Genomic DNA, 23,414 nt, shown 5'->3' on the forward strand with positions numbered 1-23,414 from the left:
CCAGGCCGATGGGGGTCCAGGGGGCGGAGCCCCTTGGGCGGGGTCGAAGGGGCAGCGCCCCTTCAGGATGGGACGGGCAGGGGCGGCGGGGGCGAAGAACCACCCCCGCCGCACCGAAGGCCTCCTGCTCGGCCTGGCCGCAGGCGACGCCGCCGGCTGGCCCGCCGCCCGCCACAGAGCCGCCCGCATGCCGGACTGGACCCGCCGCCTCACCCGCGAACTCGACACCTTCGCCGAACAGAACGCCACCACCACCCTCCCCGTCCCCATCGCCCTCAACCAGCCCCCCGAACCCCTCCGCCTGGGCCCCTCCGACGACGCCGAATGGGCGGCCTTCACCGCCGAATCCCTCCTCCGCGCCGGCGACGACACCGCCCTCGCCGACCTCAGCCGCGAACGCCGCACCAGAGCCGCCCTCGACCTCACCTGGACCGCCCTCGCCGGCGAAATCGCCGCCGCCGCCGACCGCGCCCCGGAGGTCGAATCCGCCGTACTCCCCCTCCGCGCCCGCATCTCCGTCCGCGCGGGCCTCGGCAACCTCGCCACCGGCCTGCGCCCGCCCGCCACCGGCCACGACAACCCCCACTACTTCGACGACGCCGCCTGCGTACGGGCCTGCGTCCTCGCCGTCGCCCACCCCGGCCACCCCGAACTCGCCGCCGACCTCGCCGAGTTCGACGCCCGCTACACCCAGGACGGCGACGGAGTCCACGGCGCCCGTGCCATGGCCGCCGCCCTCGCCCTCGCCCTGACCGGCGCGGACGTCGACGCCTGCGTCACCGCCGCCCTCGCCGAACTCCCGCCCGGCACGGAGATCGGCCGCAACGCCCGCCACGCCCTCACCCTCGCCCAGGCCGCCGACAGCGCCTTCGCCCTCGTCCCCCACCTGGAACACCAGATCGTCGACCACGTCTACAGCTACGGCATCGCCGCCGCCGAGACCGTCCCCGTCGCCCTCGCCCTCGCCACCGCCGCCCGCGGCCGGATCGCCGAAGCCGTACCGGCCGCGGCCTGCCTCTCCCGCGTCGCCGACTCCGCCCCGGCCCTCGCTGGCGCCCTGACCGGCGCGCTGGGCGGCGGCGCGTCGATCCCGTCCTCCTGGCGCGACGCCTGCCGCGTCCTGTCCGGCTGCGCCCTGCCCCGGCTCACCGGCACGGACCTGGTCGAACTCGCCGGACTCCTCGAAGCCACGCAACCGGCGCGATCAGGAGGATGATTCGCCCCATGACGGCCAAAACCACCGAAAACCAAGGGACGAGCCTGGACGAACGGATCACCGGAGCCCTCGTCGGAGCCGCCGTCGGCGATGCGCTCGGCGGCCCGGTGGAGGGCTACTCCCCCGAGCAGATCCTCGAACGCCACGGCGGCCGCGTCCACGGCATCGTCGGCCCCTGGAACGGCGACGCCTGGCGCACCGCCCGCCCCATCGCGCCGTACCACAAGGGTGACGGCCACGTCACCGACGACACCCTGCTGACCCACGCCCTGGTCCGGGTCTACGCGACGGTCCGCGATCACCTGGACGCGTACGCGATCGCCGACCACCTGGTCCCGGACCTGATGACGAACCCGCGCTGGATCCCGGAACTGGAGGCGGAGGCCCTCCCCCTGCAACGGATCTTCCTCGCCGAGAAATGGCTCGTCACCCGCCTCCACTACGGCCATGTCGACCCCCGCGAGGCCGGCACCGGCAACATCGTCAACTGCGGTGCCGCGATGTACATGGCCCCGGTCGGCCTGGTCAACGCGGCCGACCCGCGCGGCGCCTACACCGAGGCCCTCGACATCGCGGGCGCCCACCAGTCGTCGTACGGCCGTGAGGCAGCGGGCGTCTTCGCGGCGGCGGTGGCGGCGGCGACCACCCCCGGCGCGACCCCGGACTCGATCGTCTCGACGTGCCTGGGCCTGGCGAAGGACGGCACCCGGGCGGCGATCGAGCGGGTCTGCGAAGTGGCGTCCCGGCACACGGAGTTCGAGTCGGCGCTGGCTCCCGTGCGGCAGGCGGTCGCCCCCTACGACACCGTGGGCCCGGACTACCGTTCCCCCTCCCTCGGCGCCCGCCGCCCCTCCCGCCTGCACGCGATCGAGGAACTCCCCGTCGCGCTCGGGATGCTGCTGGTCGCGTCCGGCGACTACCGCCACGCGGTGCTGGGCTCGGTCAACTACGGCCGTGACTGCGACTCCATCGCCACCATGGCCGGCGCCCTGGCAGGCGCCCTCGGCTCCCCCGTCCCCGAGGACTGGTCGAAACAGGTCGCCGAGGCCAGCCGCCTGGACCTCTGGGCACCACCCCGCACCCTCACCGAGGTCACCCACGAGATCTTCGAACGGGACGTCCAGCGCCGCCGCACCCGCGAACAGGCCTTCACCACCCTCGGAGGCCCGGCGTGCTCCGACTGACCTGGGTCCAGCCAGAGGACCTGATCGGCCACGAACTCCACCAGGCAGCCCAGGACGGCCGAGAACCCTCGGCCGTCGCAACCCGCTGGAAGGCGGCGGGCGGCCAGGACGCCCCCCTCCGAGCAGGCGCCTCCCCGAAACCGGCGTCGCGCTACCTGCGCCGGCTGGCAGCGGACCTCCTGGACGAACTCGCCGACCTGCCGAGCAAGTTGACGGATCAGGAACCGACCGACCTCACCACGATCAAGGCCTCCTGCCCATCCTGGCCCACACCGCTCAGCCCGCGGGCATGCGTGCCGCCCGGGGCGGCTCCCGTCCCGCCGAGAGGCGGCACCCCGCAAGCTCGGGCAAGCGCACCGGCCCCCACGCCACCCCCCACCCCCGCCCGCTACGAAGCCGCCTGGCTGGGCAGAGCCGTGGGCTGCCTCCTCGGCAAACCCGTCGAGAAGCTCCCCCTGGACGCCATCCGCGGCCTCGCCCGGTCAACCGGCAACTGGCCGCTCACCACGTACTTCACCGCACACGGCGTCCCCGAAGCCCTCCTCGCCGCCCACCCCTGGAACCGCCGCTCGGCCACCACCAGCCTCGCCGAGAACATCGACGGCATGCCCGAGGACGACGACCTCAACTACCCCCTCCTCAACCTGCTCCTCCTCCAACGCCACGGCCGCACCTTCACCACCCAGGACGTGGCGGCACTCTGGCTCGACGAACTCCCCGCCGGCCGCACCTTCACCGCCGAACGCATCGCCTACCGCAACCTCCTCCTCGGCCTGGACCCCCCGCACACGGCCCGCCACCGCAACCCCTTCCGCGAATGGATCGGCGCCCTGATCCGCGCGGACGTGCACGGCTGGACCAACCCCGGCGACCCGGCCGCCGCGGCGGAACAGGCCCACCGGGACGCCACCCTCACCCACACCGCCAACGGCGTCTACGCGGCCATGTTCACGGCCGCCACCATCGCGACCGCCGCGACCGGCACGTACGACATCCACGCCTGCCTGCGCACCGGCCTCACGGTGGTGCCCCCGGCCTCCCGCCTCGCCGCGGCGGTCACCCACGCCATCCAACTGGCCCGGGAACACGAGGACTTCGACACGGTCGTGGACCACCTGCACGCCACCCACCCCCACCACTGGGTCCACGCGATCCCCAACACCGCCCTGATCACCGCCGCCCTCACCCACGCGAACGGCGACTTCACCGGCTCCATCTGCCGTGCGGTGAGCGGCGGTTGGGACACCGACTCCAACGGCGCCACCGTCGGCAGCATCGCCGCCCTGCTCGCCGGCACCCCGTCCGCACTCCCCGACCGCTGGACGGCCCCCCTGAAGAACCGTCTGTCCACCTCCGTCGGCGACTTCGACGGCATCGGCTTCGACACCCTGGCCCACCTCACCCACCGGGAGGCAGTCCGCCCATGACCCACATCGCCGTACTCGGCAGCACGCACACGGACCTCGCCGCCTCCGCCGGAAGGGCCGCGCAGCGGACCGGGGCGCCGGACTCGCTGCCGTACCGCTCCGGGACCGTCGCACGGTACGCCTCATGACCGCCGCACCCCTCAGCGGCCTGCGGGTCCTCGACTGCGCCACCCTCTTCGCCGGTCCGCTCGCCGCAACCCTGCTCGGCGACTTCGGCGCGGAGGTCATCAAGATCGAGCATCCGACGCGGCCGGACCCGTCCCGCGGCCACGGCCCGTCGAAGGACGGGATCGGCCTGTGGTGGAAGCACCTCGGCCGCAACAAGCGCACGATCACCCTGGACCTCTCGACCCCGGGCGGCCGCGCCACGCTGCTGCGCCTCGCCGCCACCGCGGACGTGGTCATCGAGAACTTCCGCCCCGGCACCCTGGAGAAGTGGGACCTCGGCTGGCCGGAGCTGTCCGCCGTCAACCCCCGTCTGGTGCTGACCCGGGTCACCGGCTTCGGCCAGTTCGGTCCCAGCGCCCACCGCCCCGGCTTCGGCACCCTCGCCGAGGCGATGAGCGGCTTCGCCGCGCTCACCGGCGAGCCGGACGCCCCGCCGACGCTCCCGCCGTTCGGCCTCGCCGACTCCGTCGCGGGCCTGGCGACGGGGTACGCCGTGCTCACGGCCCTCGCCGCCCGCGAGCGCACCGGCCGGGGCCAGGTCGTCGACCTCTCCCTCATCGAGCCGATGCTGTCGCTCCTCGGCCCCCAGCCCACCTGGTACGACCAACTCGGCTACGTCCAGCGGCGCACCGGCAACCGCTCCGCGAACAACGCCCCGCGCAACCTCTACCGCACGGCCGACGGAAGCTGGGTCGCCGTCTCCACCTCGGCCCAGTCGGTGGCGGAACGCGTCATGCGCCTGGTGGGCAGGCCGGACCTGATCGACGAGCCGTGGTTCGCCACGGGCGCCGACCGGGCCCGCCACGCCGACGTGCTGGACGAGGCGGTCGGCGGCTGGATCGCCGAACGCCCCCGGGACGAGGTCCTCGCGGCCTTCGAGAAGGCGGAGGCCGCCATCGCGCCGGTCCAGGACGTACGGGAGGTGATGACGGACCCGCAGTACCGGGCCCTCGACACCATCACCACGGTCGACGACCCGGATCTGGGCCCGCTGCGCATGCAGAACGTCCTCTTCCGGCTCTCCGCCACCCCGGGCGCGATCCGCTGGGCGGGCCGCCCGCACGGCGCCGACACGGACGAGGTCCTCACCGAGCTGGGCCTGACCCCGGCCGAACTGACCGCCCTGCGCGCCGAGGGAGCCGTATGACGACCCCCCTGACCTGGCTCTACGTCCCCGGCGACCGCCCGCATGTGGTGACCAGGGCGCTGGCGGCCGGCGCCGACGTCGTGGTGATCGACCTGGAGGACGCGGTCGCCGCCGACCGCAAGGAGTACGCCCGCGCCGCCACCGCCGAACGCCTCGCCGAGCCGCAGCCCCTCCCGGTGCACGTGCGCGTGAACGCCCTGGACGGTCCCCTGGCGGCGGCGGACCTCCGGGCGCTCGCCGCCCTCCCCGGCGTCGCGGGCCTGCGCCTGCCGAAGGTAACGTCCGCCGACCAGATCCGCCGGGTCGCCGCCGCCACCTCCCACCCGCTGTACGCCCTGCTGGAAACCGCCCTCGGCATCGAGCACGCCCACGCGATCGCCCGCGCCCACCCCGCCCTGCACGGCATCGCCCTCGGCGAGGCGGACCTACGGGCCGATCTGGGCGTACGGGAGGACGCGGGCCTGGACTGGTGCCGCTCGCGCGTGGTCGTCGCCGCGCGGGCGGCCGGTCTGCCCTCCCCACCCCAGTCGGTCCACCCCGACACCCGCGACCTCGACGGCCTCGCCGCGTCCTGCGCCCACGGCCGCGCCCTGGGCTTCGTCGGCCGGGCCGCCATCCACCCCCGCCAGCTCCCGGTCATCGAACGCGCCTACCTCCCCACGCGGGAGGAACTGGAACAGGCGGAGACGATCGTCAAGGCGGCCTCGACCGACGAGTCCGCCCAGGCCCTCCCGGACGGCACCTTCATCGACGCGGCGGTGGTGGCGGCGGCCCACAGAACCCTGTCCCTGGCCCGCCGCCCCTCTCTTTCCTCCGCCACGGCGAGCACCCGCGCGGCGTGTCCCGGCGGTGCCGAACTCGACGACACCCTTCGCTGACACACGAGGGGGGCGCCCCGGAATCCCGGGGCGCCCCCCTCGTCGTACGTCCGACCGGTCAGCTCTTCTTGGCCGACCCGGCCTCGTCGTTGGCCTCGTCCTTCACTTCGGCGGATTCGGCCTCGTCACCGACGGCCTCGGCCTTGTCCTTGCCCTCGGCCTTGTCATCGCCTTCGGCCTTGTCGTCGCCGTCCGCCTTCTCGTCCTCTTCGGCCGAGCCGTCGGAGACACCCGGCTCGACCACGGCCTCCCGCCCCGGACGCTTCTTCGCCGACAGCGCGATGTAGAGCACCGCGAGCAGGAACACGAACAGCGAGGTCCAGTTGTTCAGCCGCAGACCGAGGATGTGGTGGGCCTCGTCGACCCGCATGTACTCGATCCAGAAGCGACCGGCGCAGTAGGCCGCGACGTACAGCGCGAACGCCCGCCCGTGGCCGAGCTTGAACCTGCGGTCGGCCCAGATGACGAGCACCGCGACGCCGATGCACCACAGCGACTCGTACAGGAACGTCGGGTGGTAGGTGCTCGGGACCCGGCCGTCCGAGGAGGACGTGATCTCCACGGCCCACGGCAGGTCCGTGGCCTTGCCGTACAGCTCCTGGTTGAACCAGTTGCCCCAGCGGCCGATGCCCTGCGCGAGGGCGATGCCGGGGGCGACGGCGTCGGCGTACGCGGGCATCGGGATGCCGCGGCGCCGGCAGCCGATCCAGGCGCCCAGCGCACCGAGCGCGATGGCGCCCCAGATGCCGAGGCCGCCCTCCCAGATCTTGAAGGCGTCCACCCAGTCACGGCCCTCGCTGAAGTACAGCTCGTAGTCCGTGATCACGTGGTAGAGCCGGCCGCCGACGAGGCCGAAGGGAACGGCCCAGACCGCGATGTCGGCCACCGTGCCGGCCCGCCCGCCCCGGGCGATCCAGCGCTTGTTGCCGAGCCAGACGGCAACGAAGACGCCGATGATGATGCAGAACGCGTAGCCGCGCAGCGGGACGGGGCCGAGGTACAGCACTCCGCGCGACGGGCTGGGAATGTAGGCAAGTTCCATGGCAGGGTCGACGCTACCGTGCCGCGCCGGGCGCGCGGCGGGCGCCCCGGCTACGGCTCCATAACGGGCCGGTGAGAATCTCTCACCCCTTGGCCGCCTCCTGCACCTGCTGCTTCAGCTTCGCGGGGGTCATCGACTGGTCCTGGTAGATGTTCTCGCCGTTGAGCAGGACGGTCGGCGTGCCGGTGAAACCGCCGTTGCGGAAGGCGTCGTTGGACTTGGCGACCCAGCTGTTGTGCGTGCCCTCCTCGACGCAGGTGCGGAACGCGGGCGTGTCCAGGCCGTCGACCTTGGCCGCCAGCTCGAACAGCTTGGCGTTCTTGGCGAAGGCGTCGTCGGTCTCCGGCGGCTGGTTCTGGTACAGCACGTCGTGGTAGTCGGCGAACTTCCCGGCGTCCTGGGCGCAGGCCGCGGCGTTGGCGGCGTTGCGGGAGCCGGTGCTGCCCATGTTGCCGTCGATGATCGTGGCCAGGTGGTACTCCACTCTCAGCTGACCGGCGTCCGTCAGCTCGTGGATCGTCGAGCGATAGGCGTCCTCGAAGGACTTGCAGGCGGGGCAGCGGAAGTCCTCCCAGACGACGAGCGTGGACTTGGCGTTCTCCTCGCCGACGGGCAGCGCGAGGCCGTCCTCGCCCTGCGCCCCCGAGGGGGCCACGACCGGGCCCGCGGAGTCGCTGCCGTCGTCCTTGCCGGCGTTGGCGGCGACGACCCCGATCACCGCCGCGAGCCCCAGCACGCAGACGACGCTCGCGCCCACGATCAGCGCGCGCCGGCGCTTCTCCGCGGCCTTCTGCTTCTCGCGCTCTTCCGCCAGCCGCTCCCGGGCGGTGCGCTTTCCCTCACGGTTCTTCTCGCTCACACCCCGGAAACGAACCGGGGAGGCGCCCGGCGCCTCCCCGATCCCAGGTCCACCCGTTCGAGTGACCGCTTCCGTGGCGTCGTCCCGATTACGGCGGGACGGGCGCCGTCATGCCGTGCCGCGTACGCCCTTCGCGAGGTCCCCGGCGAGCGCGCGGACGGCCTCGACACCGGCGGCGTCGTCCGGCGCGTCCAGCATCCGCTTGACGAAGGCCGAGCCGACGATCACCCCGTCGGCGAAGCCCGCGACCTCGGCGGCCTGTTCGGCGTTGGAGACGCCGAGGCCGACGCAGACCGGCAGCTCGGTGCCGGTGGCCCGGGTGCGCTCGACCAGGTCCTGCGCCTGCGCGCCCACCGAGGCGCGGGTGCCGGTGACGCCCATCAGCGAGGCGGCGTAGACGAAGCCGCTGCCCGCCGCGGTGATCTGCGCGAGGCGTGCGTCCTTGCTGCTGGGCGCGACGACGAAGACCGTGGCGAGCCCGTGCTTGTCCGCGTGCTCCCGCCACAGCGCCGACTCCTGCACGGGCAGGTCGGGCAGGATGCAGCCGGCGCCACCGGCTTCGGCCAGCTCGGCGGTGAAGCGCTCGACGCCGTAGCGGTCGATGGGGTTCCAGTACGTCATCACGAGCACCGGCTTGCCGGTGGCCTCGTGGGCCTCCCGGACCGTCCGCATGACGTCCGCGATCCTGACTCCGCCGCGCAGGGCGATGTCGTCGGCGGTCTGGATGACGGGGCCGTCGAGGACCGGGTCGCTGTGCGGCAGCCCGACCTCGACGATGTCGGCTCCGCCGTCGAACGCGGCCTTGATCGCCTCGATGCCGCCGTCCACGGTCGGGAATCCGGCCGGGAGGTAGGCGATGAGGGCCGAGCGGCCTTCCGCCTTGGCGGCGGCGAGGGTCTCGGACAGCAGCTGGATGTTCCCGCTCACTTGGCGTCCCCCTCGATCTCGGCGGTGCCGGAGGCGTTCTCGGCGACCTCGGCGTCGGTGTCGTACAGGCCGAAGTAGCGGGCGGCCGTGTCCATGTCCTTGTCGCCGCGGCCGGACAGGTTGACGACGATCAGTCCGTCCTTGCCCAGTTCCTTGCCGACCTCCAGGGCGCCGGCCAGCGCGTGCGCGCTCTCGATGGCCGGGATGATCCCCTCGGTGCGCGACAGCAGGCGCAGGGCCTGCATGGCGGCGTCGTCGGTGACCGCGCGGTACTCGCCGCGGCCGCTGTCCTTGAGGTAGGAGTGCTCCGGGCCGATGCCCGGGTAGTCCAGACCGGCCGAGATCGAGTACGGCTCGGTGATCTGGCCCTCGTCGTCCTGGAGGACGTAGGAGCGGGAGCCGTGCAGGATGCCGGGCTCGCCCGCGGTCAGGGTCGCCGCGTGCTCGCCGGTCTCGACGCCGTGGCCCGCGGGCTCGCAGCCGATGAGGCGTACGTCGGTGTCCGGGATGAAGGCGTGGAAGAGGCCGATGGCGTTGGAGCCGCCGCCGACGCAGGCGACGGCGGCGTCGGGGAGGCGGCCGGCGCGTTCCAGGATCTGGCGGCGCGCCTCGACGCCGATGACGCGGTGGAAGTCGCGGACCATCGCGGGGAACGGGTGCGGTCCGGCGACCGTGCCGAAGAGGTAGTGCGTGTGGTCGACGTTGGCGACCCAGTCGCGGAAGGCCTCGTTGATCGCGTCCTTCAGCGTGCGGCTGCCGGACTTCACGGCGATGACCTCGGCGCCGAGCATGCGCATCCGGGCCACGTTGAGGGCCTGGCGCCGGGTGTCGATCTCGCCCATGTAGATCGTGCAGTCGAGGCCGAACAGGGCGCAGGCGGTCGCCGTGGCCACGCCGTGCTGGCCGGCGCCGGTCTCGGCGATGACGCGGGTCTTGCCCATGCGCTTGGTGAGCAGGGCCTGGCCGAGCACGTTGTTGATCTTGTGTGAGCCGGTGTGGTTGAGGTCCTCGCGCTTGAGGAACACCCGGGCGCCGCCGGCGTGTTCGGCGAACCTCGGTACCTCGGTGAGGGAACTGGGCCGGCCGGTGTAGTTGACCAGCAGGTCGTCGAGTTCGCGGGCGAACTCGGGGTCGTGCTTGGCCTTGTCGTACTCGACGGCGACCTCGTCCACGGCGGCGACGAGGGCCTCCGGGATGAACTTGCCGCCGAAGGCCCCGAAGTAGCCTTCGGGGCTGGGGACTTGACCCTCCGGGTCGGGGATGAAGAACTCGCTGGGCATGCGGATACCTCACGGTGAGTGTGTGTTGGACGCACTAATCGCCGTGGGGGCGGGGATGGTCAGGCGGCTGCGGGCCCGATGTGGCTGGTCGCGCAGTTCCCCGCGCCCCTCACGGGGCGCTCAAGCCATCGCATGCCATTTACCTGGCCCGGCTCGTCACCGATGACGTACCGCACCCGGCGGCCGTGCACCCTGCGCGCGGGCGCACGGCAGCCGCGGGGGCGGCAGCCGCGCGCGAGGCGGGCGTGCCGGTCCACGGTCGTCGCAGTGAGAGTCATCGGGGCCAACCCTACCGGGTGATCATCCGCGGCCGTGTCGCAAGGCCGGGTGCTCGCCCGCCGCCACCAGGTCGGCGACGGCCGACTTGGGGTCGCGGCCGGTGACCAGGGACTCGCCGACCAGGACCGCGTCGGCGCCGGCGTTGGCGTAGGCGATGAGGTCGTGCGGGCCGCGGACGCCGGACTCGGCGACCTTGACGATCCCGGCGGGGATCTCGGGTGCGACGCGCTCGAACGTCCCGCGGTCGACCTCCAGCGTCTTGAGGTTGCGCGCGTTGACGCCGATGACCTTGGCGCCCGCGTCCACGGCGCGCTCCACCTCGTCCTCGTCGTGCACCTCGACGAGGGGCGTGAGGCCGATGGACACCGCGCGCTCGATCAGCGACTCCAGGGCCGGCTGGTCGAGGGCCGCCACGATGAGCAGCGCGAGGTCGGCGCCGTACGCCCGGGCCTCCCACAGCTGGTACGAGGTGACGATGAAGTCCTTGCGGAGCACGGGGATGTCCACGCGTGCGCGGACCGCCTCCAGGTCGGCCAGCGAGCCGCCGAAGCGGCGCTGCTCGGTCAGTACGGAGATGACGGCCGCGCCGCCCGCCTCGTAGTCCGCGGCGAGGCCCGCCGGGTCGGCGATCGCGGCCAGGGCGCCCTTGGAGGGGCTGGACCGCTTGACCTCGCAGATGACCTTGACGCCGTCGCCCTTCAGCGCGGCGACCCCGTCCTTGGCCGCGGGAGCCTTGGCCGCGCGCTCCTTGAGCTCGTCGAGGCTGACGCGCGCCTGCCGCTCCGCGAGGTCGGCACGGACTCCGTCGATGATCTCGTCGAGCACACTCACGCGAGCGGCCCCCTTCCAGACGGTTGACTTCTTGCGGACAAAACCGATGGTCACTGCGATGGTATCCGCAGGAGGGCGTAGGCCTCACATCCGGTTGACGCCAGTCTCTCTACCTGGACGTTCGCCCGTTGATCAAGGATGCAGCCAGTCACCGAACGGCAGGTTCCGGACAACGGTGAAGACCAGCAGCAATGTGCCGGCCGCCCACAGGTGCACGGGCCCGAGGTCGAGCCGCAGTGGCCGGCCGCGCGCCGCCCGGACCACCCAGACGGTCCACAGCACGGCGAACCCCGCATAGCCCAGTACGGCCATCGCGTTGTCCTGGAGCGCCCCCGCGAAGTCCCCGTGCACGACGGCGTGCGCGCTGCGCAGCCCGCCGCAGCCGGGGCAGAAGACGCCGGTGTACTGCAGGAGCGGGCAGGCCGGGTAGTGACCCGGTTCGTTGGGGTCCACGGTGCCCACGTAGGCGAAGGCCCCCGCGACGGCCGCGAGCACCCCCGCGGGCACGGCCAGTCGCCGCAGCGGGGCGACGCGGGGCAGGACGCGCTGACGGTCGGCGTTCACATCTCGCATTGTGCCCCGGGGCGGCCCCGAACGCGCCCGAGGGGCGGCACCGGGCCGCCCCTCGGGAAGTCGTACGGAGATCAGCTCTCCGCGCCCGCCGCCTCGCGCTGCGCGGTGACCGGCGCCTTGTGGGCGTCCTTGGGCTGGCCCATCCCCATGGCGCTCATGATCCAGCCGACGAGACCGCCGACGACCACGATGCCCATGCCGGCCCAGAAGCCCGCCGGCTGGGCCATCACCATGAAGGCGCCCGCGACGCAGAAACCGATGAAGGCGATTGTGACACCGGTCCAGGCGGCCGGGGTGTGACCGTGGCTGCTGCCCGCCATGACTTGCTCCTCGTTGCTGTGTGTACGTCTCCGAGCCGGACGCTCGCCATCATTGTCCCGCACGCGCGCGGGGGAGGGACTCGGGGGTCGCTCTCGCGCGTCGCTCAGGCCCCGGTCGGATCCTCGCCCCGGTCCAGCGCCTTCCAGAGGTCCTCGGGCCGGTCGGGGTCGACCGCGGGGGCCTTGCGCGCGCGGGGGGCGCCGTTGCGCTCGTACCGGCCGGACATCGCCGGCCAGGCGGGCGCGTACCGCAGCGCCAGCAGCCCGGCGAGGAGCAGCAGCAGGCCGCCGACGGCCGCCACGTACGGCCAGGCGGTGTGGCTGAGCGTGCCGACGGTCGCCGCGGTGTCCCCGGTGGCGCGGGCCGCCTTCTCGTCGAGCGCGGAACTGTCGTCCGCGCCGATCAGCGACGCCGCGACGATCCCCGCGCCGGACAGCGCGAGCAGCCCGGCGACGAACACCCGTCCGAATCGGTGGACGGCGAAGACGGCGACGAGCGCGGCGAGGCCCACTATCGCCAGCGAGGCGGGCACGCCCGTGACGTCGCTGCCCCGGGCGGTCAGGGGGAAGTCTCCGCCGGCCACGGTCGCGGTGCCCTCCGACCACCGCTGACGCGTGGCCAGCAGCGCCACGGCCGCGCCGAGCGCACCGGACAGGAGGGCTACGGCGAGGCTGACGCGGCCGGCCCGGGCGGGGCCTGCGGCTTGGGCGTGGGGGTGAGGTACAGCAGTCACGTACTCCACTATCGCCTGAACCCCGGGCGAACCGTCACCCGGGGTTCATATGAGAAGCGCCCTATTTCTTCAGACGGTTCGCCGTGTGCACCGCGCGCAGGACCGCCGCCGCCTTGTTGCGGCACTCGTTGTCCTCGGCGACCGGGTCGGAGTCGGCGACGATGCCGGCGCCCGCCTGGACGTAGGCGGTGCCGTCGCGCAGCAGGGCGGTGCGGATGGCGATGGCGGTGTCGGAGTCGCCGGCGAAGTCGAGGTAGCCGACGCAGCCGCCGTACAGGCCGCGGCGGGAGGGCTCCAGTTCGTCGATGATCTGCATCGCGCGCGGCTTGGGGGCGCCGGAGAGGGTGCCGGCCGGGAAGCAGGCGGTGAGGACGTCGAAGGCGGTGCGGTCCCGGGCGACCCGTCCGGTGACCGTCGAGACGATGTGCATCACGTGCGAGTAGCGCTCGATGGACATGAAGTCGACGACCTCGACGGAGCCGGGCTCGCAGACGCGGCCGAGGTCGTTGCGGCCGAGGTCGACGAGCATGAGGTGCTCGGCGCGCTCCTTGGGGTCGGCGAGGAGTTCGTCGGCCAGGGCCTGGTCCTCCTGCGGGGTGGCGCCGCGGTGCCGGGTGCCGGCGATGGGGTGGACCATGGCGCGTCCGTCCTCGACCTTGACCAGGGCCTCGGGGGAGGAGCCGACGACGTCGAAGGCATCTCCGTCCCCGTGGGGGAATCGGAACAGGTACATGTACGGGGAGGGGTTGGTGGCCCGCAGCACCCGGTACACGTCCAGGGCGCTGGCCGTGCAGGGCGTTTCGAAGCGCTGGGAGGGGACGACCTGGAAGGCCTCGCCGGCCCGGATGCGCTCCTTGATGTCCTCGACGGCCGCCTGGAAGTCCGCGCCGCCCCACAGCGCGGTGTACTCGGGGAGTTCGGAGGGCGGGAGCACGGCGGGCGGCTGCGCGACCGGCCGTGACAGGTCGGCCTCCATGGCGTCGAGGCGGGCCACGGCGTCGGCGTACGCCTCGTCCACGCCCGTGTCGAGGTCGTTGTGGTTGATCGCGTTGGCGATCAGCAGGACCGAGCCCTCCCAGTGGTCCATGACGGCGAGGTCGCTGGTCAGCAGCATGGTCAGCTCGGGGAGGCGCAGGTCGTCGTGGTCGCCGGGGCCGATCTTCTCCAGGCGGCGCACGATGTCGTAGCCGAGGTAGCCGACCATGCCGCCGGTGAAGGGCGGCAGGCCTTCCTGGTGGGGGGTGTGCAGGGCCTCGATGGTGGCGCGCAGGGCGGCGAGCGGGTCGCCGTCGACGGGGACGCCGACGGGCGGGGCGCCGAGCCAGTGCGCCTGGCCGTCGCGCGCCGTCAGCGTCGCGGCCGAGCGCACACCCACGAAGGAGTACCGAGACCATTGAAAGGCTGTGCGGCCGTTCTCCGCGGACTCCAGCAGGAAGGTGCCGGGGCGCTCGGCGGCGAGCTTGCGGTAGAGCGCGACCGGGGTGTCGCCGTCGGCGAGGAGCTTGCGCGTGACCGGGATGACGCGCCGGTCGGTGGCGAGCTTGCGGAAGGTCTCGAGGTCCATGGCCGGTGACCTTACTGATCTCCGGCCGGTGTGCCGGAGTCCTTGAGGAGTACGTCCGCGTCGAAGCAGGTGCGCGCGCCGGTGTGGCAGGCGGCGCCGACCTGGTCGACCTTGACCAGCACGGTGTCGGCGTCGCAGTCGAGGGCGACGGACTTGACGTGCTGGAAGTGCCCGGAGGTGTCGCCCTTCACCCAGTACTCCCGGCGGCTGCGCGACCAGTAGGTGCAGCGGCCGGTGGTCAGGGTGCGGTGCAGCGCCTCGTCGTCCATCCAGCCCAGCATGAGCACCTCTCCGGTGTCGTACTGCTGGGCGATGGCGGGAAGGAGCCCGTCGGCGCTGCGCTTGAGCCGCGCGGCGATCTCGGGGTCCAGCTGGCTGGGCCGGCGGGGCGTGCTGGTGGTCATGGGTGCCATTGTGCCGCGCCCCACTGACAGTCCTGGCGCCGCGTCCACTGTGCGGACCGGTTCGACGGTCGTAGGCTGACGGCATGTCGACTTTCGCCAAGCGTGAACGACTTCTGCTGGCCGACCTCCTGGAGGCCGAGGGCCCCGAGGCCCCGACGCTCTGCGAGGGCTGGACGACCCGTGATCTCGCCGCACACGTCGTGGTGCGCGAGCGCCGCCCCGACGCCGCCGTGGGCATCCTGATCAAGCCGCTCGCCTCCCGCCTGGAGGGGGTGATGGCGGAGTTCGCGGACAAACCCTACGAGGAGCTGATCCAGCTCATCCGGACCGGTCCGCCGCGTTTCTCGCCGTTCTCGCTCAAGCAGGTCGAGGAGATGTCGAACACGGTGGAGTTCTACGTCCACACCGAGGACGTCCGCCGTGCCCGCCCCGACTGGACGCCCCGCGAGCTGGACCCGGTCTTCCAGGACGCCCTGTGGTCCCGGCTGGAGCGCTCCGCGCGGCTGATGGGCCGGGGCGCCCCGACCGGCCTGGTGCTGCGCCGCCCGGACGGCCAGACGGCGGTCGCACACCGCGGCACCCCGGTGGTGACGGTCACCGGCGAGCCGTCGGAGCTGCTGCTGTTCCTGTACGGCCGGCAGAACGCGGCCGAGGTGGAGCTGGACGGCGACAAGGAGGCCGTGGCCAGACTGCACGAGGCCAAGCAGCTCGGGATCTGAGCGCTCACCTGGGGAGCTCGGCGCGGCGCAGGTCGCGTACGCCCAGCGCGATCACCCCGCCGAGCCCACACACCACCGCACTGACCACGAAAACCGGACCGGTCCCCCAGCCCCCGATGGCCGCGGCGAAGAGCGGCAGCTCAGCGGGGCGACGCCGAGCACCATGGATACCGCGGTACGCCAGCCGCTACCACAACCACTACCACGAGCGATAGCCCGAACTACCGCACGGGGTGTCCCGCCTCCCGCAGCGCCTGCTTCACCTCGCCGATGCGCAGGTCGCCGAAGTGGAAGACCGAGGCGGCCAGGACCGCGTCCGCGCCCGCTTCGATGGCCGGGGCGAAGTCGGTGAGCTTGCCGGCGCCGCCGGAGGCGATGACGGGGACGGTGACGTGCTTGCGGACCGCCTGGATCATCTCCAGGTCGTAGCCGTCCTTCGTGCCGTCCGCGTCCATCGAGTTGAGCAGGATCTCGCCCGCGCCCAGCTCGGCGGCCCGGTGCGCCCACTCCACCGCGTCGATGCCGGTGCCCTTGCGGCCGCCGTGGGTGGTCACCTCGAAGCCGCCGGACGGGGTGCGCCGCGCGTCCACCGACAGGACCAGCACCTGGCGGCCGAAGCGCTCGGCGATCTCCCGGATCAGGTCAGGGCGGGCAATCGCGGCCGTGTTGACGCCCACCTTGTCCGCGCCCGCCCGCAGCAGCCTGTCCACGTCCTCGGCCGTGCGGACGCCGCCGCCGACGGTCAGCGGGATGAACACCTGCTCGGCGGTGCGGCGCACCACGTCGTAGGTGGTCTCCCGGTTGCCCGAGGACGCGGTGATGTCCAGGAACGTCAGCTCGTCGGCGCCCTCGGCGTCGTACACCTTCGCCATCTCGACGGGGTCGCCCGCGTCGCGCAGGTTCTGGAAGTTCACGCCCTTGACGACCCGGCCGTTGTCCACGTCCAGGCAGGGGATGACTCGTACTGCCAGGGTCATGACTGTTCAGGCTCCTCGGTACCGTCCAGGGCGGCCGTTGCCGCCGCCCAGATTGCTGCTTCGTCCTCTTCGGGGCGCGTGTCGAAGGCTTCCAGCTCCACTTCGACCAGAAGGCGGGGGTCGACGAAGCCGGACACGACCACCATGGTCGTCACCGGGCGTACGGACTCGAAGAACTCGCGGTGCGCCCGGCCCACTTCGTCCACATCGCGCGCGTGGGTCAGATACATCCGGGTGCGGATGACGGACTCGGGCCCGAGCCCGAACTCCCCGAGTGCCTCCAGGGCGTTGGAGAACGCGACCCGCGCCTGCTCGTACGGGTCGCCCTCGCCGTACAGCACCGGGCCCTTGAAGGACGTGGTGCCCGCCACCAGCACACGGTCTCCCGCCGCGACGGCGCGCGCGAAACCGAAGGACTCTTCCCAGGAACTTCCGCTCTGCACACGCCGTACGGCTTCGGACGTCATGACGACACAGCCTCCAAGGCCTCTTCCAGGGTGAACGCCTTCGCGTACAGGGCCTTCCCGACGATCGCGCCCTCGACACCGAGAGGTACCAGTTCGGAGATCGCGCGCAGGTCGTCCAGCGAGGACACACCGCCGGAGGCCACCACCGGGCGGTCCGTCGCCGCGCAGACGTTCCTCAGCAGCTCCAGGTTCGGGCCCTGGAGCGTGCCGTCCTTGGCGATGTCGGTCACGACGTAGCGCGCGCAGCCCTCGCCGTTGAGGCGCTCCAGCGTCTCGTACAGGTCGCCGCCGTCACGCGTCCAGCCGCGCCCGCGCAGGGTCGTGCCGCGTACGTCGAGGCCGACGGCGATCCTGTCGCCGTGCTCGGCGATGACCTTGGCGACCCACTCGGGGGTCTCCAGGGCGGCGGTGCCGAGGTTCACCCGGGTGCAGCCGGTGGCGAGGGCGGCGGCGAGGGTGTCGTCGTCGCGGATGCCGCCGGACAGCTCCACCTTGATGTCCATGGCCTTGGTGACCTCGGCGATCAGCGCCCGGTTGTCGCCGGTGCCGAACGCGGCGTCCAGGTCGACCAGGTGCAGCCACTCGGCGCCGGAGCGCTGCCAGGCGAGGGCGGCCTCCAGGGGGGAGCCGTACGAGGTCTCCGTGCCGGACTCGCCGTGCACCAGGCGGACCGCCTGGCCGTCACGGACGTCAACGGCCGGGAGGAGTTCGAGCTTCGAAGCCATCAGAGGGTTCCGATCCAGTTGTTCAGCAGCTGCGCTCCGGCGTCGCCGGACTTCTCGGGGTGGAACTGCGTGGCCCACAGGGCGCCGTTCTCCACGGCGGCCACGAAGGGCTTGCCGTGCGTCGACCAGGTGACCTTCGGGGCGTGCATCGCCGCGTTGTGCGTCTGAAGGGTCCAGTCGTGGACGGCGTAGGAGTGCACGAAGTAGAAGCGCGCGTCCCCGTCCAGGCCGGCGAACAGCTCGGAGTCGGCCGGGGCCTCGACGGTGTTCCAGCCCATGTGGGGCACGACGTCGGCCTGGAGCGGCTCGACCGAGCCGGGCCACTCGTCCAGGCCCTCGGTCTCGACGCCGTGCTCGATGCCGCGCGCGAACAGGATCTGCATGCCGACGCAGATCCCCATCACCGGACGCCCGCCGGACAGCCGGCGGTCGACGATCCAGTCACCGCGCGCCTCCCGCAGGCCCTGCATGCAGGCGGCGAAGGCGCCGACGCCCGGCACCAGCAGGCCGTCGGCGTTCATGGCCTTGTCGAAGTCACGCGTTATCTCGACGTCGGCGCCCGTGCGGGCGAGGGCACGCTCGGCGGAGCGGACGTTTCCGAAGCCGTAGTCGAAGACGACGACCTTCTTCCGGCTCTTCGGTGAAGCGCTCAATTCCACACCTCCAGCCTCAGCACACCGGCGACGAGACACATCGCGGCACCGATGGAGAGCAGCACGATCAGGCTCGCGGGCATCTTCTGCTTGACGAAGGAGATGATCCCGCCGACCAGGAACAGGCCGACGACGATCAGGACGGTCGACAGGCCGTTCACAGCGCGCCCTTCGTGGAGGGCAGGATGCCCGCCGCGCGCGGGTCGCGCTCGGAGGCGTACCGCAGGGCCCGGGCCAGCGCCTTGAACTGGCACTCCACGATGTGGTGGGCGTTGCGCCCGTAGGGCACGTGCACGTGCAGCGCGATCTGCGCCTGGGCCACGAAGGACTCCAGGATGTGCCGGGTCATCGTGGTGTCGTACTCGCCGATCATCGGCGCCATGTTCTCGGGCTCGGTGTGCACCAGGTACGGGCGGCCGGAGAGGTCGACGGTGACCTGGGCGAGGGACTCGTCCAGCGGGACCGTGCAGTTGCCGAAGCGGTAGATGCCGACCTTGTCGCCGAGGGCCTGCTTGAAGGCGGCGCCCAGCGCGAGGGCGGTGTCCTCGATGGTGTGGTGCGAGTCGATGTGCAGGTCGCCCTCGGTCTTCACGGTCAGGTCGAACAGACCGTGCCGGCCGAGCTGGTCGAGCATGTGGTCGTAGAAGCCGACTCCGGTGGTCACATCGACCTGGCCGGTGCCGTCGAGGTTGATCTCGACGAGGACCGAGGTCTCCTTCGTCACCCGCTCCACGCGTCCTACGCGGTTCATGCGTTCATCTCCTTCTTCAAGTCACGGACCGCGTCGAGGAACGCGTCGTTCTCCTCCGGCGTCCCGGCGCTGACCCGCAGCCACCCCGGAATGCCGTTGTCCCGGACGAGGACGCCCCGGTCGAGGATCTTCTGCCAGGCCGTGTGCGCGTCCTCGAACCGGCCGAACTGCACGAAGTTCGCGTCCGACTCGACGACCTCGTAGCCGGTCGCGCGCAGTTCGTCCACCAGCCGGTCCCGCTCGGCCTTCAGCTGCTCGACATAGCCGAGCAGCGTGTCGGTGTGCTCCAGGGCGGCCAGCGCGGTCGCCTGGGTGACGGCCGACAGGTGGTAGGGCAGCCGTACGAGCTGGACGGCGTCGACGACGGCCGGGTGCGCGGCGAGGTAGCCGAGGCGCAGGCCCGCCGCGCCGAACGCCTTGGACATCGTGCGGGAGATGACGAGGTTCGGGCGGCCCTCCAGCAGGGGCAGCAGCGAGTCGCCGTGGCTGAACTCGATGTACGCCTCGTCGACCACCACCATCGACGGCTTCGCCGCCTGCGCGGCCTCGTACAGCGCGAGGACCGTCTCGGGCGGGACGGCGTTGCCGGTGGGGTTGTTGGGGGTGGTGACGAAGACGACGTCGGGCCGGTGCTCGGCTACGGCGCGCTCCGCCGCCGCGAGGTCGATGCCGAAGTCGTCGCGGCGCGGCCCGGAGATCCAGCCGGTGCCGGTCCCGCGCGCGATGAGGCCGTGCATCGAGTACGACGGTTCGAAGCCGATCGCCGTGCGGCCGGGTCCGCCGAAGGTCTGCAGCAGCTGCTGGATGACCTCGTTGGAGCCGTTGGCGGCCCACACGTTGGCGAGGCCGACCTCGTACCCGGACGTGTTCGTCAGGTACTCGGCGAGCTTCGTGCGCAGCTCCACCGCGTCCCGGTCGGGGTAGCGGTTGAGGTTCCGGGCCGCGTCGCGCACCCGCTCGGCGATGCGCTCGACCAGCGCCTCGGGCAGCGGGTAGGGGTTCTCGTTGGTGTTCAGCCGTACGGGGACGTCCAGCTGGGGCGCGCCGTAGGGGGACTTGCCGCGCAGCTCGTCCCGTACGGGGAGATCGTCAATGCCTGTCACTTGCTCTCGGGTACCTTCCAGCCGAACCTCGCCTTGATCGCCGCACCGTGCGCCGGAAGGTCCTCCGCCTCCGCCAGCGTCACCACGTGATGCGCCACGTCCGCCAGCGCGTCCTTCGTGTAGTCGACGATGTGGATGCCGCGCAGGAAGGACTGGACGGACAGGCCGGAGGAGTGGCAGGCGCAGCCGCCGGTGGGCAGGACGTGGTTGGACCCGGCCGCGTAGTCGCCGAGCGAGACCGGGGCCCAGGGGCCGATGAAGATCGCGCCGGCGTTGCGCACCCGGTCGGCCACGGCGGCCGCGTCGGCCGTCTGGATCTCCAGGTGCTCGGCGCCGTAGGCGTCGACGACCCGCAGGCCCTCCTCGACGCCGTCGACGAGGACGATCGCGGACTGCTTGCCCGCCAGGGCCGGGCGGATCCGGTCCTCGATGTGCTTGCTGGCCGCGACCTGCGGCTGAAGCTCCTTCTCGACCGCGTCGGCGAGCTCGACGGAGTCGGTGACCAGCACGGCGGCGGCCAGCGGGTCGTGCTCGGCCTGGCTGATCAGATCGGAGGCGACGTGCACCGGGTCGGCCGTGGAGTCCGCGAGGATCGCGATCTCGGTCGGGCCGGCCTCGGCGTCGATGCCGATCCTGCCGGTGAAGTAGCGCTTGGCGGCGGCGACCCAGATGTTGCCGGGGCCGGTGACCATGGTGGCGGGCGGGCAGGACTCGGTGCCGTAGGCGAACATCGCGACCGCGGTCGCGCCGCCGGCCGCGTACACCTCGTCGACGCCCAGCAGCGCGCACGCGGCGAGGATCGTCGGGTGCGGCAGGCCGTCGAACTCGGCCTGGGCCGGGGAGGCGAGCGCGATCGACTCGACGCCGGCCTCCTGGGCGGGCACGACGTTCATGACCACGGAGGACGGGTAGACGGAGCGGCCGCCCGGGGCGTACAGCCCCACCCGGTCGACCGGAACCCACTTCTCGGTGACCGAGCCGCCGGCCACGACCTGGGTGGTGTGGGTCGTACGGCGCTGTGCGCGGTGGACGAGACGGGCGCGGCGGATGGACTCCTCCAGGGCCGCGCGCACGGCGGGGTCGAGTTCCGCGAGCGCCTTGTCGAGCGCCGCCGCCGGGACCCGTACGGAGTCCAGCCGCACCCCGTCGAACTTCTCGGCGAAGTCGATCAGCGCCGCGTCGCCACGATGATGCACGGCCTCGCAGATCGGACGCACCTTCTCCAGGGCGGCCTGAACGTCGAAGTCGGCTCGGGGCAGCAGGTCGCGCAGGGCGGGGCCCTCGGGAAGGGCGTCGCCGCGCAGATCGATTCGGGAGATCACGTGGTCAATTCTCTCAGACCGGGATCGGGCCCTGTTCGCGCGTATCAATGGCTGATACAGACCCCGGAGGATCACCTTCACCGACAGCTTTCGGCGCGTCACGGAACGGGCATGAACAGTTGTACGAAACCACTGAGTAGCCGAGGGGGAAGAGAGCACCGTGACCGAGGGTGCCGGCGTGCACGACGGAAACCTTCCGGACGATCTGACCGCCGCCGAGGCCGGCATGTGGCAGGCCTTCCGCAACGGCACCATGTACGACCTGAGCAGCGGCGACATGCTCGTGGACGATCCGCACGGCGGGCATCCGTGGGGCCCCGAGCGGACCGTGCGGGCCCGCATCGTGTGCTGGCTGCTGCTGGACGGGCCGCCCGCACTGGCCGGCCGGGTGTCCTCGCTGAAGCTCGCCGGGGTGCAGATCAGCGGCAGCCTGGACCTGGCGGGCGGCATCGTCGTGCCGTACGTCGAGATGCGCGGCTGCCGTTTCGAGCGGGAGGTCCTGCTGCCGGAGGCGCGCTTCACGACCGTTCGGCTGGTGGACTGCTCGGTGCCGCGGCTGGAGGCGGCCCGGGTGCACACCGAGGGCGACCTGCATCTGCCGCGCTGCCGCTTCCTGGGCGGCATCCGGCTCACCGACGCGCAGATCGGCACCGACCTGCTGCTCAGCCAGGCCGTCGTGTACCGCGACCGCACCGGCAAGTCGATCGCCGGGGACGGCATGACCGTCGGGCAGGACGTGCAGGCCGAGCTGCTGGAGTCGCACGGCGAGTTCAGCCTGCGCAGCGCCAAGATCGGCGTGTCGCTGAGTCTGAGGGGCGCGCGGCTGGTCAACCCGTACACCCGTCACGCGCTGAACGCCCCCCAGCTGACCGTCGAGCGCTCCCTGTACCTGACCCCGGCAGGCCTCGGGAATCCGCTGCTCAGCGGTGTCACCCCGGCGCGCGGGACCCGGGTCCAGCGGTTCGAGTGCCAGGGCGGGGTGCGGCTGGACGACGGGCGGTTCGGGGACGCCGTCGACCTGGAACAGGCCCGGTTCACCTTCACCGACGACCAGGAGCTGTCGCTGCGCCGGATCCAGACGCCGGAGCTGCGCTTCCTCGGGGAGCGGCCCGCCCGGGGCAAAGTCGTGCTGTCGGGGGCGCGGATCGTCAACCTGATGGACCGCGCGGACGCCTGGCCGGGCCCCGGCCGGCTGCACATGGGCGGCTTCGTCTACGAGAACCTGGTGCCCCGCGGCCCGTTCCCGCTGACCGAACGGCTGGAGTGGGTGGCCGCGGCGACCGCCGAGTACAGCCCGGAGCCGTACGAGCGGCTGGCGGGCGTCCTGCGGGAGGGCGGCGAGGACGAGGACGCGCGCGAGGTGCTGCTCGCCAAGCAGCGCCGCCGCCGCGAGAGCCTGCCGATCGCCGCCAAGCTGTGGGGGTACGTACAGGACTGGACGGTCGCCTACGGGTACCGCCCCGGCCGGGCCGCGATCTGGATGGCGGTGCTGTGGGCGGCGGGCTCGGTGAGCTTCGCGCAGGCCGGTCATCCACCCATCAAGCACGGCGAACATCCCGAGTGGGACCCGACCCTCTTCGCCCTGGACCTCCTCCTGCCGGTCATCGACCTCGGCCAGGTCGGCTTCTGGCAGCTCAAGGGCGCCTGGCAGTGGCTGGCGGCGGTGCTGATCCTGCTCGGCTGGACCCTGGCCACGACGGTGGCGGCGGGGGCGACCCGGATGCTGCGCAGAAACTGAGCCGACCGGCCCTACAACCTTCACCTACCGACACGGGTCTCAGACCACAACCATCGATCAGTTCGCTGGCCATTGAGCAATGACGACGGCGAGTACCCGCTCCGCGAGAGCGGCGCCGGTTCAGGC

Annotated in this window: 27 protein-coding genes and 1 pseudogene; 8 read left to right on the forward strand and 20 right to left on the reverse strand. The window is 72.3% G+C overall.

What is annotated here, in order from left to right:
• Window positions 1-67: 67 nt before the first annotated feature.
• The 6 genes from ICC28_RS28655 to ICC28_RS28675 are packed head-to-tail and all read left to right on the forward strand — an operon-like array spanning window position 68 to window position 6,020.
• Window positions 68-1,216 (forward strand): ADP-ribosylglycohydrolase family protein, encoded by a 1,149-nt coding sequence (locus ICC28_RS28655; RefSeq protein WP_188291632.1) that lies wholly within the window; start codon window positions 68-70, stop codon window positions 1,214-1,216.
• Window positions 1,217-1,224: 8 nt separating this feature from the next.
• The gene (locus tag ICC28_RS28660; RefSeq protein WP_188291633.1) at window positions 1,225-2,400 is read left to right on the forward strand and encodes an ADP-ribosylglycohydrolase family protein; all 1,176 of its coding nucleotides are present in this window, start codon (window positions 1,225-1,227) and stop codon (window positions 2,398-2,400) included.
• Window positions 2,388-3,827: an ADP-ribosylglycohydrolase family protein gene (locus tag ICC28_RS28665; protein WP_188291634.1), complete on the forward strand. Its 1,440-nt coding sequence runs from the start codon at window positions 2,388-2,390 to the stop codon at window positions 3,825-3,827. The genes ICC28_RS28660 and ICC28_RS28665 overlap by 13 nt, the downstream gene beginning before the upstream one ends.
• Complete coding sequence (locus ICC28_RS41155) at window positions 3,824-3,955, forward strand: hypothetical protein (protein ID WP_262928504.1); 132 nt, start codon at window positions 3,824-3,826, stop codon at window positions 3,953-3,955. Before ICC28_RS28665 ends, ICC28_RS41155 begins: the two co-directional genes overlap by 4 nt.
• Window positions 3,952-5,142: a CaiB/BaiF CoA transferase family protein gene (locus ICC28_RS28670; RefSeq protein ID WP_188291635.1), complete on the forward strand. Its 1,191-nt coding sequence runs from the start codon at window positions 3,952-3,954 to the stop codon at window positions 5,140-5,142. The genes ICC28_RS41155 and ICC28_RS28670 overlap by 4 nt, the downstream gene beginning before the upstream one ends.
• Complete coding sequence (locus ICC28_RS28675) at window positions 5,139-6,020, forward strand: HpcH/HpaI aldolase/citrate lyase family protein (protein WP_188291636.1); 882 nt, start codon at window positions 5,139-5,141, stop codon at window positions 6,018-6,020. The genes ICC28_RS28670 and ICC28_RS28675 overlap by 4 nt, the downstream gene beginning before the upstream one ends.
• A gap of 58 nt (window positions 6,021-6,078) precedes the next feature.
• On the opposite strand, the gene lgt is transcribed toward ICC28_RS28675, so the two are convergent.
• The 11 genes from lgt to hisI all read right to left on the reverse strand — a co-directional run bounded on the left by lgt (window position 6,079) and on the right by hisI (window position 14,842).
• Complete coding sequence (gene lgt, locus ICC28_RS28680; protein WP_188291637.1) at window positions 6,079-7,062, reverse strand: prolipoprotein diacylglyceryl transferase; 984 nt, start codon at window positions 7,060-7,062, stop codon at window positions 6,079-6,081.
• 82 nt (window positions 7,063-7,144) lie between these two features.
• Window positions 7,145-7,921, reverse strand: a complete 777-nt coding sequence (locus ICC28_RS28685) for a DsbA family protein (protein WP_188291638.1) — start codon at window positions 7,919-7,921, stop codon at window positions 7,145-7,147.
• Window positions 7,922-8,029: 108 nt separating this feature from the next.
• Window positions 8,030-8,848, reverse strand: coding sequence for a tryptophan synthase subunit alpha (gene trpA / locus ICC28_RS28690; protein ID WP_188291639.1), 819 nt, complete (start codon window positions 8,846-8,848; stop codon window positions 8,030-8,032).
• Window positions 8,845-10,128 carry a tryptophan synthase subunit beta gene (trpB, locus tag ICC28_RS28695; RefSeq protein WP_188291640.1) on the reverse strand — a complete coding sequence of 428 codons (1,284 nt, stop codon included), beginning with the start codon at window positions 10,126-10,128 and terminating at the stop codon, window positions 8,845-8,847. The genes trpA and trpB overlap by 4 nt, the downstream gene beginning before the upstream one ends.
• Before the next feature lie 59 nt (window positions 10,129-10,187).
• A complete protein-coding gene (gene trpM / locus ICC28_RS41590; protein WP_188291641.1) occupies window positions 10,188-10,406 on the reverse strand; it encodes a tryptophan biosynthesis modulator TrpM in 219 nt (72 codons plus the stop codon).
• A gap of 22 nt (window positions 10,407-10,428) precedes the next feature.
• On the reverse strand, window positions 10,429-11,238 hold the full coding sequence (trpC, locus tag ICC28_RS28705) for an indole-3-glycerol phosphate synthase TrpC (protein WP_188291642.1): 810 nt from the start codon (window positions 11,236-11,238) through the stop codon (window positions 10,429-10,431).
• A gap of 132 nt (window positions 11,239-11,370) precedes the next feature.
• On the reverse strand, window positions 11,371-11,811 hold the full coding sequence (locus ICC28_RS28710) for a DUF2752 domain-containing protein (RefSeq protein WP_188291643.1): 441 nt from the start codon (window positions 11,809-11,811) through the stop codon (window positions 11,371-11,373).
• A 71-nt stretch (window positions 11,812-11,882) separates the two neighbouring features.
• Window positions 11,883-12,131 (reverse strand): HGxxPAAW family protein, encoded by a 249-nt coding sequence (locus tag ICC28_RS28715; protein ID WP_188291644.1) that lies wholly within the window; start codon window positions 12,129-12,131, stop codon window positions 11,883-11,885.
• A 104-nt stretch (window positions 12,132-12,235) separates the two neighbouring features.
• A complete protein-coding gene (locus tag ICC28_RS28720) occupies window positions 12,236-12,874 on the reverse strand; it encodes a TIGR02234 family membrane protein (protein ID WP_188291645.1) in 639 nt (212 codons plus the stop codon).
• A 52-nt stretch (window positions 12,875-12,926) separates the two neighbouring features.
• Window positions 12,927-14,429, reverse strand: a complete 1,503-nt coding sequence (locus tag ICC28_RS28725) for an anthranilate synthase component I (protein WP_188291646.1) — start codon at window positions 14,427-14,429, stop codon at window positions 12,927-12,929.
• 11 nt (window positions 14,430-14,440) lie between these two features.
• On the reverse strand, window positions 14,441-14,842 hold the full coding sequence (hisI, locus tag ICC28_RS28730; RefSeq protein WP_188291647.1) for a phosphoribosyl-AMP cyclohydrolase: 402 nt from the start codon (window positions 14,840-14,842) through the stop codon (window positions 14,441-14,443).
• Between the two features lie 74 nt (window positions 14,843-14,916).
• On the opposite strand from hisI, the gene ICC28_RS28735 reads away from it, so the two are divergent.
• Entirely contained in the window at window positions 14,917-15,552 is a 636-nt protein-coding gene (locus ICC28_RS28735; protein WP_188291648.1) for a TIGR03085 family metal-binding protein, read from the forward strand.
• A gap of 4 nt (window positions 15,553-15,556) precedes the next feature.
• On the opposite strand, the pseudogene ICC28_RS40800 reads toward ICC28_RS28735, so the two are convergent.
• The 9 genes and pseudogenes from ICC28_RS40800 to hisD all read right to left on the reverse strand — a co-directional run.
• Window positions 15,557-15,729, reverse strand: a pseudogene (locus ICC28_RS40800) (MFS transporter); the annotation flags it as partial.
• A gap of 44 nt (window positions 15,730-15,773) precedes the next feature.
• On the reverse strand, window positions 15,774-16,529 hold the full coding sequence (hisF, locus tag ICC28_RS28740) for an imidazole glycerol phosphate synthase subunit HisF (protein WP_188291649.1): 756 nt from the start codon (window positions 16,527-16,529) through the stop codon (window positions 15,774-15,776).
• The gene (locus tag ICC28_RS28745; protein ID WP_188291650.1) at window positions 16,526-16,996 is read right to left on the reverse strand and encodes a RidA family protein; all 471 of its coding nucleotides are present in this window, start codon (window positions 16,994-16,996) and stop codon (window positions 16,526-16,528) included. The genes hisF and ICC28_RS28745 overlap by 4 nt, the downstream gene beginning before the upstream one ends.
• Window positions 16,993-17,721, reverse strand: coding sequence for a bifunctional 1-(5-phosphoribosyl)-5-((5-phosphoribosylamino)methylideneamino)imidazole-4-carboxamide isomerase/phosphoribosylanthranilate isomerase PriA (priA, locus tag ICC28_RS28750; RefSeq protein WP_188291651.1), 729 nt, complete (start codon window positions 17,719-17,721; stop codon window positions 16,993-16,995). The genes ICC28_RS28745 and priA overlap by 4 nt, the downstream gene beginning before the upstream one ends.
• A complete protein-coding gene (gene hisH, locus ICC28_RS28755; protein ID WP_223189722.1) occupies window positions 17,721-18,374 on the reverse strand; it encodes an imidazole glycerol phosphate synthase subunit HisH in 654 nt (217 codons plus the stop codon). Before hisH ends, priA begins: the two co-directional genes overlap by 1 nt.
• Entirely contained in the window at window positions 18,371-18,535 is a 165-nt protein-coding gene (locus ICC28_RS28760; RefSeq protein ID WP_188291653.1) for a hypothetical protein, read from the reverse strand. Before ICC28_RS28760 ends, hisH begins: the two co-directional genes overlap by 4 nt.
• Complete coding sequence (hisB, locus tag ICC28_RS28765) at window positions 18,532-19,125, reverse strand: imidazoleglycerol-phosphate dehydratase HisB (protein ID WP_188291654.1); 594 nt, start codon at window positions 19,123-19,125, stop codon at window positions 18,532-18,534. The genes ICC28_RS28760 and hisB overlap by 4 nt, the downstream gene beginning before the upstream one ends.
• The gene (locus ICC28_RS28770; RefSeq protein WP_188291655.1) at window positions 19,122-20,228 is read right to left on the reverse strand and encodes a histidinol-phosphate transaminase; all 1,107 of its coding nucleotides are present in this window, start codon (window positions 20,226-20,228) and stop codon (window positions 19,122-19,124) included. Before ICC28_RS28770 ends, hisB begins: the two co-directional genes overlap by 4 nt.
• Complete coding sequence (gene hisD, locus ICC28_RS28775; RefSeq protein WP_188291656.1) at window positions 20,225-21,550, reverse strand: histidinol dehydrogenase; 1,326 nt, start codon at window positions 21,548-21,550, stop codon at window positions 20,225-20,227. The genes ICC28_RS28770 and hisD overlap by 4 nt, the downstream gene beginning before the upstream one ends.
• A gap of 160 nt (window positions 21,551-21,710) precedes the next feature.
• On the opposite strand from hisD, the gene ICC28_RS28780 reads away from it, so the two are divergent.
• Window positions 21,711-23,288: an oxidoreductase gene (locus ICC28_RS28780; protein WP_188291657.1), complete on the forward strand. Its 1,578-nt coding sequence runs from the start codon at window positions 21,711-21,713 to the stop codon at window positions 23,286-23,288.
• Window positions 23,289-23,414 lie beyond the last annotated feature (126 nt).

The organism is Streptomyces sp. TRM68416, assembly GCF_014596915.1.
Lineage (GTDB): Bacteria > Actinomycetota > Actinomycetes > Streptomycetales > Streptomycetaceae > Streptomyces.